This is a genomic window from Streptomyces sp. NBC_00726 (assembly GCF_045161735.1).
GTDB lineage: Bacteria > Actinomycetota > Actinomycetes > Streptomycetales > Streptomycetaceae > Streptomyces.
Window position 1 is genome coordinate 358,018 of the sequence record NZ_CP108983.1, and the last position, 13,334, is coordinate 371,351.

The following is a 13,334-nucleotide window of genomic DNA, read 5'->3' on the forward strand; positions in this document are numbered from 1 at the left end:
CCAATAACGAGAGCAGTGCTCTTGCTTTTGAGCGCCGCTTCCGTGCACACTGATCTCAAGCGAGAGCACTGCTCTCGGAAATATTCTCTCCACCGCGGGGGTCACACCATGTCGCAGACGCAGCCGTACTACCTTCAGGGCAGCCCGCTCAACGTCCGCTTCAACAGCCTGGTCGGCTGGCTCGCACGGCACGGGATCAGCCTGCTCGGCTCGCAGGAGCTGTCGGTGCGGGGCCGCAAGAGCGGCAAGATGCAGCGCGTCCCGGTCAACCCGCACACCTACGAGGGCGTGCGCTACCTGGTCTCCGCGCGCGGGCACTCGCAGTGGGTGCGCAACATGCGGGCGGCGGGCGGTGGCGAGCTGCGGCGCGGGCGCAGGACGCGGCCCTTCTCGGCCGTGGAGATCGCCGACGACGCGTACAAGGCGGCCGTCATCCGCGCCTATCTGGAGCGGTGGGGCTGGGAGGTCAACCAGTACTTCCAGGGCGTCACGGCGAAGTCCACGGACGCCGAGATCCTGGCGGCCTGCCCGGACCACCCGGTGTTCCGGATCGGCGAGCGGGGCTGACGCACCGGACGGCGCGTCAGCCCTCGTGGAACCGGACCCCGGAAACGGGCCCGACGAACCCCGGGAACGGCCTCAGCGGTCCATCGCCGAGAGCGCCCGCTGCGCCAGCGGGTGCGAACGGACCAGCTCGGCCAGCGAGGTCGTGCCGCGCGTGATGCCCGCGAACGCGTTCCACGCCGGGCGGAAGCCCGTCAGGACGGCGTGCAGCAGGCCCGGGCGCCGCTCGAACAGCTTCAGCATGCGCCGGCCCACGCTCATCTCGACGCCGAGTCCCGCCTTGATGGCGAAGGCGTAGTTGAGCGCCTGGCGGCGGGCGTCCACCGCGTCGTGGGCCTCCGCGACGCGCACCGCCCACTCACCGGCGAGCCGGCCCGAGCGCAGCGCGAAGGAAATGCCCTCGCGGGTCCACGGCTCCAGCAGGCCGGCCGCGTCACCGCACACCAGCACCCGGCCGCGCGAGAGCGGGGAGTCCTCGCTGCGGCAGCGCGTGAGGTGGCCGGAGGAGATCTTCGGCTCGAAGCCGGCCAGGCCGAGCCGCGCGACGAAGTCCTCCAGATACCGCTTGGTGCCGGCGCCGTCGCCGCGCGCGGAGATCACGCCGACCGTCAGGGTGTCGCCCTTGGGGAACACCCAGCCGTAACTGCCGGGCATCGGGCCCCAGTCGATGAGGACCCGGCCCGCCCAGTCCTCCGCCACGGTGGGCGGCACCGGGATCTCCGCCTCCAGGCCGAGGTCGACCTGGTCGAGCTTGACCCCGACATGGGCTCCTATCCGCCCGGCACTGCCGTCCGCGCCGACCACCGCGCGGGCCAGGACGGTCTCGCCGCCGGCCAGCACGACCGCGACCGTGCGCCGGTCGGGCACCGCGGCACCGTGCTGCTCCACCCGCGAGACGGTCGCCCCGGTGCGCAGTTCGGCACCGGCCTTCTGCGCCTGCTCGACCAGCCCCGCGTCGAACTCGGGGCGGTTGATGAGGCCGAAGAGCATCCGCTTGGAGCGGCGGGTGCGCGCCAGCCTGCCGTTGAGCGAGAAGGTGACCGCGTGGATGCGGTCCTTCAGGGGCAGTTCGAATCCGGGCGGCAGCGCGTCGCGCGAAAATCCGATGATGCCGCCGCCGCACGTCTTGTAACGGGGCAGCTCCGCCTTCTCCAGGAGCAGTACCTTGCGGCCGGCGACCGCCGCCGCGTATGCCGCGGAGGCTCCCGCCGGTCCGGCGCCGACTACGACGACGTCCCACACGGACGACTCTTCGTGCTCATGTCCGGCGTCTGCGTTCTCGCTGCTCACGATGTGCTTATGCTCCCGATCCGACCAGTGGCCCAAGCTGCTCACGGCATCCTAACGGCGCGTTGTGGCCGAGATCCGCTGTGGGAGGATCGGCCGAGCCTCCGACGTACCCGCGACGCCACACTCCAGGCGGGCGAGTAGCCGGAAACGTACACATAACGTCGCACCTACCAGGAGCGTGCCCCATGACCGGCCACCCGATTCCCGAGACCATCGCCTCGCTGATGCCCCGCGCCAAGGCGGAGCTGACCGAGCTGGTGGCCTTCCAGTCGGTGGCGGACCCCGCGGTCTATCCGAAGAGCGAGTGCGAGGGCGCCGCCGAGTGGGTCGCCGCCGCGCTGCGCGCCGAGGGCCTCCAGGACGTGGCCCTGCTCGACACCCCGGACGGCAGCCGGTCCGTCTACGGCTTCCTGCCCGGGCCCGAGGGCGCCCCGACCGTGCTGCTCTACGCGCACTACGACGTGCAGCCGCCGCTGGACGAGGCCGCCTGGATCTCCCCGCCGTTCGAGCTGACGGAGCGTGACGGGCGCTGGTTCGGCCGGGGCACGGCCGACTGCAAGGGCGGCTTCATCATGCACCTGCTCGCGCTGCGCGCCCTGAAGGCGGACGGCGGGGTCCCGGTCTCGGTCAAGGTGATCGTGGAGGGTTCGGAGGAGCAGGGCACCGGCGGTCTGGAGCGGTACGCGGAGGCGCACCCCGGGCTGCTGGCGGCCGACACCATAGTCATCGGCGACACCGGCAACTTCCGGGCGGGGCTGCCGACCGTGACCTCGACGCTGCGCGGCATGACGATGCTGCGGGTCCAGCTGGACACGCTGGAGGGCAACCTCCACTCCGGCCAGTTCGGCGGGGCCGCGCCCGACGCGCTCGCCGCGATGATCCAGCTGCTCGCCTCGCTGCGCGCCGAGGACGGCTCGACCACGGTCGACGGGCTGACCGCGGACGAGAAGTGGGACGGACTTCAGTACCCGGAGGAGGAGTTCCGCGCGGACGCCAAGGTCCTCGACGGGGTCGGGCTCATCGGCACCGGCACGGTCGCCGACCGGATCTGGGGGCGGCCCGCCGTCACCGTGATCGGCATCGACTGCCCGCCCGTGGTCGGCGCGACGCCCTCCGTGCAGGCGAGCGCCCGGGCCCAGATCAGCCTGCGGGTGCCGCCGGGGCACGACGCGGACGAGGCGACGAAGCTGCTCACCGCGCACCTGCTCGGGCGCGCCCCGTGGGGTGCGCGGGTCTCGGTCGAGCAGATCGGCCAGGGCCAGCCGTTCCGCGCGGACATCGCGAGCCCCGCGTACACCGCGATGGCCGACGCGATGCGGGTCGCGTACCCGGGCCAGGAGATGCAGTCCTCCGGCATGGGCGGCTCGATCCCGCTGTGCAACACGCTGGCCGGGCTGTACCCGGAGGCGGAGATCCTGCTGATCGGGCTCAGCGAGCCGGAGGCGCAGATCCACGCGGTGAACGAGAGCGTGTCGCCCGAGGAGCTGGAGCGGATGTCGGTGGCCGAGGCGCTTTTCCTGCGCAACTACGCGGCGTCGAAGGCGGTCTGAGCCTCGTCGGGTCCGGGGCTACGCGTTGAGCGAAGCTCGCCGAGAGCGTAGATCCATGCGACGGCCGGCCGCGGCCGCCTAGGTTCGCCGCATGGATCTCGTAGAGGTGCTTCCGCGGTTGCACATGTTCCGTTTCCCGGTCGGCCAGGCGTATCTCTGGCGCGACGGGACGGAGCTGACCCTGATCGACGCGGGCGACGTGCACGCCGCGCCCGCCATCGAGGAGGCGGTGCGCGGCCTCGGTCACGACCCCGCCGGCCTCGCCCGGATCGTCGTCACCCACGGCCACCGGGACCACTACGGTGCCGCCCGGGAGCTGGCCGCCCGGCACGGTGCCGAGATTCTGGCGCACCGGCTGGACGCGCCGGTGATCCGGGGCGAGGAGGAGGTCGGGGAGCCGGACCTCCTGGACTGGGAGCGCCCGCTGTACGAGCATGCGCTGACCGTTCCGCCGGCTCCCCCGACCCGGGTCGACACCGAGCTGTCCGACGGGGTGGTGCTGCCGTTCGGGGGCGGGGCGCGGGTGGTCCACTCCCCCGGGCACACGCCCGGGTCCATCGGAGTGCATCTGCCCCGGCACGGCGTGCTGTTCACCGGCGACTGCGTGGCCGGGGTGGGGCGGGTGATGCTGGGCGTCTTCAACATCGACCGGGAGCAGGCCGCGGCCTCGTTCCGGCGGCTGGCCGCGCTGGAACCGGCCACGGTCTGCTTCGGTCACGGCGATCCCCTCACCGAGGACGCCGCCGCGGTCCTGCGGGCCTCAGCCGACGGGGACGCCGGCCTCCAGATTGAGCACGGCTGAGCGTTCCCTGGCCCGGAGCGCCCAGCACAGCCGTTCGTAGCGGGTGGGCGGGAGCAGGGTGGCCGCCTCCGCCTCGGTGACGAACCGCCAGCCGCGCAGCTCGGAGCCGGGGAGGAGGAGCCGTTCCGCGTCCGCCCGGGGCAGCAGCCCGCCGTCGAAGAGGAGGCGCAGACCGCCGTACCCGGGCGGATCGGGTGCCTCCCAGTCGATGACGAGCAGTTTGGGCACCCGGTCGAGGTGGATGCCGATCTCCTCGGCGACCTCCCGGATGCCGGCCTGTGCCGGGGCCTCGCCCGCCTCCACGACGCCGCCGGGGAACTCCCAGCCGGGTTTGTACGTGGGGTCGACGAGCAGGAACCGGTCGTGTTCGTCGAAGAGGAGCACCCCGGAGGCGACGGTCTCCGCGGTCGGGTCGGGGGTCTGGACGATCTCGCAGGCGGGGGCGGCGTCGGTGCGTACGGCCTCCGCGATGCGCTCCGCCGTCTCGCGCGGGGTGAGCGCGCCGTTGTCGATGGTGTGGGCGTCCCCGGTGATCCAGCCGAGGGCCGACCGGTACGGTTCGATGCGGTCGTACGCCCAGCGGCCGGTCGGGTCCACGTCCGCCGCGTCACCGGGGAGCTCGGCCCGGTGCGCGATGCGCTCGCGCAGGATCGTTTCCTCAGGTGAGAGCAGTACATGACGCACCGGTATGCGCCGGGCGGCGAGGCCGCCGAATATCTCGTCGCGGTACTCCTGCCGCAGGAGCGTCATCGGCACCACGAGGACCCCGCCCAGCTCGGCGAGGAGCGCGGCGGCGGTGTCCACCACCAGGCGCCGCCAGATCGGCAGGTCCTGGAAGTCGGTCACCTCGGCCAGTTTCTTCTGGGGCAGCAGGCTTCTGAGCCCCATCCCGGTGAGTTCCGGGTCGTACAAGGTGCTGTTCGGGATCAGATCGATCAGTTCACGCGCGGCGCTGGTCTTTCCGGCGCCGAACGCACCGTTGATCCAGACGATCACGGTTCCCCCTCTTCCGTAGCAGCCCCCTGTGGCTTGCCCGCAACACCCTGCCGCGAAAACCCGACCGGGGCGACGCGTTGCACGGAGGGGGCGGCGGGCCCTCCCCTTACTACGGCGTATCGCCCCGCCAGTCCCACTTGTCCGGCTCGTCCGGGCGCGGCCCGTACTCGGCGCGGCCGCCCGGGCCGTAGGCACCGATCTCGGTGACCAGGGCGGAGCCGTCCGCGAGGGCCACCGCCGTCCACCCCGTCACGTCCAGGAGCAGTCCGTCGAGCGGTCCGCCGACCAGTTCCCGGTACGCGCGGCCCGGCCGGGGGCCCGGGTCGGGGTCCTCGTGGTCGGCGCCGTACACCCGCCGTCGCATGATCTCGTCCATGCATGCAGGATCGCACCCGCCACTGACAACGGCAGGCCCGCGCGGACCGCGGCGGACCTCCCGCTCCACGTAATGGTCACAACTCCATCACTTACGGAGGATTGCCCTCCCAGGCATTCGGCGCCCTGGTTACGGTCGTCCCTCCACGCAACCTTGGGGGGTCCCATGTCGCACAATCCGTCGCCGCAGCCACCGCCTTGGGGGCCGCCGCCGCAGCCCTCCCCGTTCGGCCCGCAGGGTCCGGGCGGCGCCGGGGGCGGCGCGCCCCGCTGGGCGAGGAAACGCATCGTCATCCCGGCGGCGGGCGTGCTCTTCCTCATCGGCCTGGGCATGGGCGCCGCCGGCGGGGATTCGGGGGCGGACAGGACCGAGGCCGCGGCGAAGTCCTCGCCGGCGCCGGCCGTCACCGCCACGGTGTCGGTCACGCCCGCGCCGGAGCCCGCCGTGACCGAGACGGTCACCGCGAGCCCCACGGCGGTGCCGACGGTCACGAAGACGAAGACCGTCAAGGTCACCGTCGCGCCGGAGGCCCCCGCCGGCACCTCGGACGACTCCGGTTCGAGTGGCGGGAGCCCGGGCGGCGGGACCTCGGGCGGCGGCTCGGCGTACTACGCGAACTGCACCGCCGTCCGCGCGGCCGGTGCGGACCCGATCCGCCGGGGCGACCCGGGGTACGGCCGGCATCTCGACCGCGACGGAGACGGCGTGGCCTGCGAGTAGGACGTGGTGACGGGGTGCCCGGCCGTTCCCCACGGGCACCCCGTCACCCCTTGCCGGACCCCAGCGTGAGTCCGGCGATGAAGTGCCGTTGCAGCAGCAGGAAGACGATGAGCGTCGGCAGCGCGACGATCACCGAACCGGCGGCGAGCAGGTTGTAGTCGGTGAAGAACTGCCCGCGCAGGTTGTTCAGCGCGGAGGTGATGGGCAGTTTGTCGCCGTCGGAGATGAAGACCAGCGCCCACAGGAAGTCGTTGTACATCCAGGTGAACTGGAGCGTGCCGAGCGCGGCGAGCGCCGGGCGGCACAGCGGCAGGGTGATCCGCCAGAACCGCGTCCACACCCCGGCCCCGTCCACCACCGCCGCCTCCAGGATCTCCGGCGGGAGGGTGCGCATGAAGTTGGCCAGGACGAATACGCAGAAGCCGATCTGGAAGCCGATCTGCACCAGGACGACGGCCCAGTAGGAGTCGAACATCGTCATCGAGTCGGACATCCAGTACGGCAGCGGAATCCGGTTGAAGACGACGTACAGCGGGGTGACGATCACCTGCTGCGGGAGCAGGTTGCCCGCCGTGAAGAGCATCAGCAGGACCAGTCCGCCGCGTATTTTCAGCCGGGCGAGCGCGAAGGCGACGAACGAGGCGAGGAACAGGGTGATCAGGACGCCCGGCACCGCGATGATCAAGGTGTTGACGAAGTATTTCGTCATGCCGGAGTCGGTGAACGCCTGCCGGTAGTAGTCCAGCGAGAGATGGCGCGGCAGCGAGAAGTAGCCGTACTCGGAGGTCTCGTCGTACGGCCGCAGCGAGGCGTAGACCGCGAGCAGCAGCGGGGCGAGGAAGGCCAGCGAGACCGTCATCAGGAAGGCGTGCACCCCGAGCCGGCCGGGGCGGAGCCGGCGGCGGGCCGCGACGGGGGCTGCGGAGGCGGGGCGTACGGGGGTGGCCCGCGTGGTGGTCATCGGTCTTTCTCCCCTCGGAGCTCCTGGACCAGGTACGTCACCACGAATCCGAGGGAGACGGTCAGCAGGACGACGGCGATCGCGGAGCCGAAGCCGATCCGGCTGGCCTCGCCGATGATGTTGTCGGTGACGAGCACGGAGAGCAGTTCGAGGCCGTTGCGCCCGTGGTTGACCGCGTACACGATGTCGAAGGCGCGCAGCGACTCGATGACGGTGATGACGCCGACGATGACGTTGACCGGCCGCAGGGTCGGGAAGACGACGCGGAAGAAGGTCTGCGCCTCGCTCGCCCCGTCGATCGCCGCCGCCTCCTTGAGGGACTGGTCGACGGCCTTGAGCCCGGCGAGGTAGAGGATCATCACATAGCCGGTGTGCCGCCAGGCTGCGGCCAGCAGGATCATCCAGATGTTGAGGTCCGGATCGCCGAGCCAGTCCGTCGGGGTCTCCGTGTCGCCGATGACCGCGTTGAGCGCGCCCTGGTCGCGCGAGAACACGAGCTGGGCGATGAAGCCGACCACCGCGAGCGAGAGCACGACGGGCATGTACAGCGTGGACTGGTAGAAACGGCTGAACCGCACGCCCCGGTCGATCAGTACGGCCAGCAGCAGCCCGAACGGGGTGGCGACGAGGCCGAGGAAGGCGAGCCAGAGCAGGTTGTGCCGGGCGGCGGGCCAGAACTGCGGGTAGTTCGTGAAGAGGTTCGCGTAATTGCGGGTGCCGACCCACTCGATGTCGCCGATCCCGTCCCAGCTGGTGAACGAGAGGGCGACGGAGGCCAGGGTCGGGCCCCAGACGATGGCGAGGTCGAGCAGGACGGGCAGGCCGAGCAGCACACCGAGCACGACGAGGTCGCGGCGGGTGTACCGCCGCGTGCCCCGTCGTCCGGTGCGCCGCCCCGAGATGAACGGCACGGTGCGTACTCCCGGTTCAGTCCGAGGCGAAGATGGTCTTCTTCTGCCGTTCGATGTCGTTGACCAGGCCGTCCACGTCGTCGGGGCTGCTGATGAACTTCTGGATCGCGGGGATCATGACCGTGGACGCGAAGTCCGGCCGGGTGTCCCGGTCCAGGAACTGGGAGATCTGCTTGGCGCCCGAGACGAGTTCGACGGCCTTCTTCTGGATCGCGGAGTATCCGGAGGTGTCCGCCTCCTCGCTGACCGCGATGTTGTTGGGGTCGCTCTTGAGGTAGATGTCCTCCGCCTTGCCGGTGGCCAGCCACTTCACCAGGTCCTTGGCGCTCTCCAGCGTCTTCCCGTTCTTCAGGTTCTTGGACTTCTTGGCCAGCAGGAACCCGTCGATGGGCGCCTCCACGGCGTCCCGGCCGTGCTCGGGGCTGATCTCGGGGAACGGGAAGAAGTCCAGGTCGCCCTGCTCGTCCTTGGGGAACTGCGCGCCGGGGTGCGGCAGGCCGAGGACGGTCATGCCCGCGTCACGCTTCTGGAGGCTGGTGGCGGCCTCCTGCCAGGTACGGCCGTTGGCTCCGGGCTGGCAGTACGGAAGGAGGCGCCGCCAGGTGTCGAAGACGTCCCGGACGCGCTTGTCCGTCCAGGCTTCCTCACCGGCCATGAGGCTCTTGTGGAATTCGTATCCGTTGGTGCGCATGTTGATGTAGTCGAAGGTGCCCATGGCCGGCCAGCCGTCCTTGTCGCAGAACGCGATGGGGTCCAGCTTGTCCTTCTTCATCTGCCTGGCGAGCGCCACGTACTCGTCGAGCGTTCCGGGCACCTGATAGCCGCGCTCGGCGAACAGGCTCTTCCGGTGGAAGACGGCCCATGGATAGTAGTAGTACGGGGTGAGGTACTGCTTGCCGTCCTCGCCGCTGGACTGGTCCTTCAGGGCGTCGGAGAATCCCGTGTAGTGCTGCCAGTTGTCGCTGATGTCGTACAGCAGGCCCTTCTTCGCGAAGAACTGCATGCGGTACCCGGCGAACCACATGAAGACGTCGTCGGGCTTGCCCTGCAGATAGCGGTTGATGTTCTCCTGGAAGGTGTTGTGGTCGACGGTGTTGACCTTCACCTTCCTGCCGTCCGACTGCGCGGCGTACGCGTCGAACGCGTCGGAGAACGCCTTCTTGGGAACGGGGTCGGACGCATTCGATCCCAGGGTGATGGTCTTGCCGTCCCCGCCGGGTCCGCCGCCGCAGGCGGTGAGCAGGGCGGGCAGCGTGACCGCGCCGGCACCGAGCGCCGCGCCGCGCAGCAGGCTCCGCCGGGACATCCGGTGTCCCACGACACTGCCGGGCAGATCCGATCTGTTGTACGAGTGTGCCATGACCCCGTCCTCCGGAAGGCAACCGAACACAACCGAACGTGCGCTTGGATCTCACCCCCCAACACGGGGCACCGTCAAGGGTTTTGACGAGACGCGACCGACCGGACCGACCCTCTTCCAACAGACTTCAACACGCTCACACGCATTCGCTCGCCCGCGCGTATGCGCTCGTCCCGGCGTACGGTCGGCCGGGCGTCGGTCACCTGCTGAGCGGGTCCGCGAGCGGCCGGGCGGCGATCAGCGCGGCCGCCGCCGCACCGACCAGGCCCGCGTCGTTGCCCATGACCGCGGGCACCACCGTCAGATGCTGGACGAAGGAGAGCGTGGCGTACCGGCGCAGGGCCGAGCGCAGCGGCGCGAACAGCAGCTCGCCGGCACCGGCCACCCCGCCGCCGATCACCGCGATGTCGATCTCGACCAGGGTCGCCGTCGCGGCGATCCCCGCCGCGAGGGCCTGCCCGGCGCGTTCGAAGGAGGCCAGGGCGACCGGGTCGCCGGCCCGCGCGGCGGCCGCGACGCCGACCGCGGTGGCGTCGCCGCCCGGGCCGGGCCGCCAGCCGGCGTCCAGCGCGCGGCGCGCGATGTTGGGGCCGCTCGCGATGCGCTCGACGCAGCCGCGTGCCCCGCACGGGCAGAGGTCGCCGTCGAGGTCCACGCTGATGTGGCCGATGTGGCCGGCGTTCCCGCTGGGGCCGGGGTGCAGGGCGCCGCCGAGGACGAGCCCGCCGCCGACGCCGGTCGAGACGACCATGCACAGCGCGTTGTCATGGCCGCGCGCCGCGCCGAGCCAGTGTTCCGCGGCCGTGATCGCGACGCCGTCGCCGACCAGCGTGACCGGAAGGCCGCCGGTGGCGTCGGCGACCCGCTCGACCAGGGGGAAGCCCCGCCAGCCGGGCACGTTGACCGGGCTGACCGTCCCCGAGGCCGCGTCCACCGGGCCCGCGCTGCCGATGCCGACGGCCGTCGCGTCGCCCCAGTACGGGGACGCTGCCAGATCGGCCAGGACGCCGCCGACCGCCGCCATGACGCGTTCGCCGCTCTCCCGCGCGGGCGTCGGCCGCTGGGCGCGCGCCACGAGCCCGCCGTCCCGGTCCACCAACGCGCCGGCGATCTTGGTGCCCCCGATGTCCAGGGCGGCGACGAGGTGGGTCTGCATCGGTGTGGCTCCGGGTGGTGTGGGCGGGACCTGCGGCTCAGGTGCACAGTCTGCCCAGTCTCCATTCCCTTGACAACGTTGTCCAGGGCCTATGCTCGACGCCACACCCTCCGGGAGCTCCCACGGCGGCCGCCGTGGCCCGCCGGGACCGCCCGACCTACGACAGGACAGCGCACCGTGGCCGAGACCGCCCGTCATCCCGAGCCCCGTTACGGCAACCGGCCGACCATGAAGGATGTGGCCGCCCGGGCCGGGGTGGGCCTGAAGACGGTCTCGCGCGTGGTCAACAGCGAGCCGGGGGTCACCCCGGACACCGAGCGCCGAGTGCAGGAGGCCATCGAGGCGCTGGGCTTCCGCCGCAACGACAGCGCACGGGTGCTCCGCAAGGGCCGGACCGCCTCCATCGGCCTGGTCCTGGAGGATCTGGCGGACCCCTTCTACGGGCCGCTGAGCCGCGCGGTCGAGGAGGTGGCCCGGGCGCACGGCGCGCTGCTCATCAACGGTTCCAGCGCCGAGGACCCGGAGCGCGAGCAGGAGCTGGTCCTGGCCCTGTGCGCGCGCCGGGTCGACGGGCTGATCGTGATCCCGGCCGCCGACGACCACCGCTATCTGGAGCCGGAGATCAAGGCCGGCGTCGCGACGGTCTTCGTGGACCGCCCGGCCGGGCAGATCCAGGCGGACATGGTGCTCTCGGACAGCTTCGGCGGGGCTCGCGAGGGCGTCGCCCATCTGATCGCGCACGGTCACCGCCGTATCGGCTTCATCGGCGACCAGCCGCGTATCCACACCGCGACCGAGCGCCTGCGCGGCTACCACGCGGCGATGGCGGAGGCCGGGATAACCGTGGCGGACTCCTGGGTCTCACTGGGCTCCACGGACCCCGGCCGGGTGCGCGCCGCCGCCGAGGCGATGCTCGCGGGTCCGGAGCCGGTGACGGCGCTGTTCTCCGGCAACAACCGGGTGACGGTGACGGTGGTGCGGGTCCTCGCGGACCGGGAGCGGCCGGTCGCCCTGGTCGGCTTCGACGACATCGAGCTGGCGGACCTGCTCGGTATCACCGTCATCTCCCAGGACGCGGCGACGGTGGGCCGCACCGCCGCCGAGCACCTGTTCCGGCGCCTGGACGGGTCCGGTCACCCGCCGGCGCGCGTGGAGCTCCCGACCCGGCTGATCGCCCGCGGCTCGGGGGAGATCCCCCCGGCCTGACCGAACCCTAGGGCGCGGTGACCGTGAGGGTGCCGCGCCGGGGCGAGGCGAAGGCGTCGAGGTCGGCTCGGGTGAGCCCGGTCAGCTTCGCCACCTCGTCGGTGTCCAGGGCGCCGCAGTCGATGCCGCGCAGCAGATAGCCGCTGAGCGCCTTGGCGGTGGCCGGTTCGTCCATCACGTCGCCGCCGGCCTTGGAGACGTACGCGGCGAGCCGGGCGGCGGCCTGCTCCAGGCCCTCGCGGTAGAAGGTGTAGACGGCCGCGTAACGGGTCGGCAGGTGGCCCGGGTGCATGTCCCAGCCCTGGTAGTAGGCGCGGGCCAGGGCGCGCCGGGTGAGGCCGTAGTGCAGCCGCCACGCCTCGTGGACCTGCGGGGTGGGCCCGACGGGCAGGACGTTGGTGGAGCCGTCGGAGACGCGGACGCCGGTGCCCGCGGCGGCGACCTGCATGACGGCCTTGGCGTGGTCGGCGGCCGGGTGGTCGCTCGCCTGGTACGCGGCGCTGACGCCGACGCAGGCGCTGTAGTCGAACGTGCCGTAGTGCAGCCCGGTGGCCCGGCCCCGCGCCGCGTCGATCATGCGGGCCACGGCGGCGGTGCCGTCGGCGGCCAGGATGGACTGGCTGGTCTCGATCTGGATCTCGAAGCCGATCCGCCCCTCGGGCAGCCCGTGCGCCCGCTCGAAGGCTTCGAGGAGCTGGACGAAGGCGGTGACCTGCTCGGGGTACGTCACCTTCGGCAGGGTGAGGACGAGCCCGTCGGGGAGCCCGCCCGCCGCCATGAGCCCGGTCAGGAAGACGTCCGTGGTGCGGATGCCCCGGTCGCGGACGGCGGCTTCCATGCACTTCATCCGGATGCCCATGTAGGGGGCGGCCGTGCCGTCGGCGTAAGCCGCCGAGACGAGCCGGGCCGCGCGGGCGGCGGCCTCGTCCTCCTCGGCGTCGGACCGGGGCCCGTAGCCGTCCTCGAAGTCGATCCTGAGGTCTTCGACCGGCTCGCGCTCCAGCTTGGCGCGGACCCGGTCGTGGACGGGCCCGGCCAGCTCGTCCGGGATGCCGAGGACACCGGCGAGGGCCGATGCGTCCGGGGCATGCTCGTCCAGCGCCTTCAGCGCCTCGTCGCCCCAGGCGCGCAGGGTGCCGGCCGTGAAGGTGTCGCCCGGTACGTAGACCGTGTGCACGGGCTGGCGGGTGCCGGGGTCGCCCGGGTAGCGGCGGGCGAGTTCGGCGTCCACCGGTGCGAGGGACGCGCTGATCCCGTCGCTGACCGCACCGGCGAGGCTCGTCGCCACCTTCTCCTGCTGACCCATCGTCCGCACCCTCCACGCTCCGGCTGTTTCCGCTTCCCGGAAACAACAATCCGTATAGTGAAGTTATAAGGCGCTCGCATCCGAGTCAACGGTGACCGGGAACGCCACGGGGCCGCACGGTGCGTTCACCGTGCGG

Annotated in this window: 13 protein-coding genes; 5 read left to right on the forward strand and 8 right to left on the reverse strand. The window is 71.8% G+C overall.

The window, feature by feature from the left end; all coding sequences use genetic code 11:
- Positions 1 to 108 precede the first annotated feature (108 nt).
- A complete protein-coding gene (locus OG338_RS01490) occupies positions 109 to 567 on the forward strand; it encodes a nitroreductase/quinone reductase family protein (RefSeq protein WP_405935582.1) in 459 nt (152 codons plus the stop codon).
- 72 nt (positions 568 to 639) lie between these two features.
- Here the strand turns inward: OG338_RS01490 and OG338_RS01495 are convergent, their stop codons facing one another.
- Complete coding sequence (locus OG338_RS01495) at positions 640 to 1,854, reverse strand: geranylgeranyl reductase family protein (RefSeq protein WP_365685515.1); 1,215 nt, start codon at positions 1,852 to 1,854, stop codon at positions 640 to 642.
- Between the two features lie 185 nt (positions 1,855 to 2,039).
- Here OG338_RS01495 and OG338_RS01500 point away from each other — a divergent pair, with 185 nt between their 5' ends.
- Both OG338_RS01500 and OG338_RS01505 read left to right on the forward strand, forming a co-directional pair.
- On the forward strand, positions 2,040 to 3,404 hold the full coding sequence (locus OG338_RS01500) for a dipeptidase (RefSeq protein WP_405935583.1): 1,365 nt from the start codon (positions 2,040 to 2,042) through the stop codon (positions 3,402 to 3,404).
- Between the two features lie 91 nt (positions 3,405 to 3,495).
- Positions 3,496 to 4,206: an MBL fold metallo-hydrolase gene (locus tag OG338_RS01505; RefSeq protein WP_405935584.1), complete on the forward strand. Its 711-nt coding sequence runs from the start codon at positions 3,496 to 3,498 to the stop codon at positions 4,204 to 4,206.
- On the opposite strand, the gene OG338_RS01510 is transcribed toward OG338_RS01505, so the two are convergent.
- Together OG338_RS01510 and OG338_RS01515 are read right to left on the reverse strand one after the other, a co-directional pair.
- Positions 4,165 to 5,202, reverse strand: a complete 1,038-nt coding sequence (locus tag OG338_RS01510) for an NUDIX domain-containing protein (protein ID WP_405935585.1) — start codon at positions 5,200 to 5,202, stop codon at positions 4,165 to 4,167. The genes OG338_RS01505 and OG338_RS01510 overlap by 42 nt on opposite strands.
- 109 nt (positions 5,203 to 5,311) lie before the next feature.
- On the reverse strand, positions 5,312 to 5,578 hold the full coding sequence (locus tag OG338_RS01515) for a hypothetical protein (protein ID WP_405935586.1): 267 nt from the start codon (positions 5,576 to 5,578) through the stop codon (positions 5,312 to 5,314).
- Between the two features lie 165 nt (positions 5,579 to 5,743).
- On the opposite strand from OG338_RS01515, the gene OG338_RS01520 reads away from it, so the two are divergent.
- Positions 5,744 to 6,298 carry an excalibur calcium-binding domain-containing protein gene (locus tag OG338_RS01520; RefSeq protein WP_405935587.1) on the forward strand — a complete coding sequence of 185 codons (555 nt, stop codon included), beginning with the start codon at positions 5,744 to 5,746 and terminating at the stop codon, positions 6,296 to 6,298.
- Between the two features lie 43 nt (positions 6,299 to 6,341).
- Here the strand turns inward: OG338_RS01520 and OG338_RS01525 are convergent, their stop codons facing one another.
- The 4 genes from OG338_RS01525 to OG338_RS01540 all read right to left on the reverse strand — a co-directional run bounded on the left by OG338_RS01525 (position 6,342) and on the right by OG338_RS01540 (position 10,686).
- Positions 6,342 to 7,259 carry a carbohydrate ABC transporter permease gene (locus OG338_RS01525; protein ID WP_405935588.1) on the reverse strand — a complete coding sequence of 306 codons (918 nt, stop codon included), beginning with the start codon at positions 7,257 to 7,259 and terminating at the stop codon, positions 6,342 to 6,344.
- Complete coding sequence (locus tag OG338_RS01530; RefSeq protein WP_405935589.1) at positions 7,256 to 8,170, reverse strand: carbohydrate ABC transporter permease; 915 nt, start codon at positions 8,168 to 8,170, stop codon at positions 7,256 to 7,258. The genes OG338_RS01525 and OG338_RS01530 overlap by 4 nt, the downstream gene beginning before the upstream one ends.
- Before the next feature lie 16 nt (positions 8,171 to 8,186).
- Positions 8,187 to 9,476 carry an ABC transporter substrate-binding protein gene (locus tag OG338_RS01535; RefSeq protein ID WP_405940282.1) on the reverse strand — a complete coding sequence of 430 codons (1,290 nt, stop codon included), beginning with the start codon at positions 9,474 to 9,476 and terminating at the stop codon, positions 8,187 to 8,189.
- 253 nt (positions 9,477 to 9,729) lie between these two features.
- A complete protein-coding gene (locus tag OG338_RS01540) occupies positions 9,730 to 10,686 on the reverse strand; it encodes an ROK family protein (protein WP_405935590.1) in 957 nt (318 codons plus the stop codon).
- Positions 10,687 to 10,863: 177 nt separating this feature from the next.
- Here OG338_RS01540 and OG338_RS01545 point away from each other — a divergent pair, with 177 nt between their 5' ends.
- Positions 10,864 to 11,892: a LacI family DNA-binding transcriptional regulator gene (locus tag OG338_RS01545; protein WP_405935591.1), complete on the forward strand. Its 1,029-nt coding sequence runs from the start codon at positions 10,864 to 10,866 to the stop codon at positions 11,890 to 11,892.
- A gap of 7 nt (positions 11,893 to 11,899) precedes the next feature.
- Here OG338_RS01545 and OG338_RS01550 read toward each other — a convergent pair whose 3' ends face one another.
- Positions 11,900 to 13,198 carry a DUF6986 family protein gene (locus OG338_RS01550; protein WP_405935592.1) on the reverse strand — a complete coding sequence of 433 codons (1,299 nt, stop codon included), beginning with the start codon at positions 13,196 to 13,198 and terminating at the stop codon, positions 11,900 to 11,902.
- Positions 13,199 to 13,334: the final 136 nt, after the last annotated feature.

Excerpts from the sequence above, each read along its gene's own strand:
- OG338_RS01490 (WP_405935582.1), top strand. The coding sequence starts at position 109 with ATGTCGCAGACGCAGCCGTACTACCTTCAGGGCAGCCCGCTCAACGTC.
- OG338_RS01500 (WP_405935583.1), top strand. The coding sequence starts at position 2,040 with ATGACCGGCCACCCGATTCCCGAGACCATCGCCTCGCTGATGCCCCGC.
- OG338_RS01505 (WP_405935584.1), top strand. The coding sequence starts at position 3,496 with ATGGATCTCGTAGAGGTGCTTCCGCGGTTGCACATGTTCCGTTTCCCG.
- OG338_RS01515 (WP_405935586.1), bottom strand. The coding sequence starts at position 5,578 with ATGGACGAGATCATGCGACGGCGGGTGTACGGCGCCGACCACGAGGAC.
- OG338_RS01520 (WP_405935587.1), top strand. The coding sequence starts at position 5,744 with ATGTCGCACAATCCGTCGCCGCAGCCACCGCCTTGGGGGCCGCCGCCG.
- OG338_RS01525 (WP_405935588.1), bottom strand. The coding sequence starts at position 7,259 with ATGACCACCACGCGGGCCACCCCCGTACGCCCCGCCTCCGCAGCCCCC.
- OG338_RS01535 (WP_405940282.1), bottom strand. The coding sequence starts at position 9,476 with ATGTCCCGGCGGAGCCTGCTGCGCGGCGCGGCGCTCGGTGCCGGCGCG.
- OG338_RS01540 (WP_405935590.1), bottom strand. The coding sequence starts at position 10,686 with ATGCAGACCCACCTCGTCGCCGCCCTGGACATCGGGGGCACCAAGATC.
- OG338_RS01550 (WP_405935592.1), bottom strand. The coding sequence starts at position 13,198 with ATGGGTCAGCAGGAGAAGGTGGCGACGAGCCTCGCCGGTGCGGTCAGC.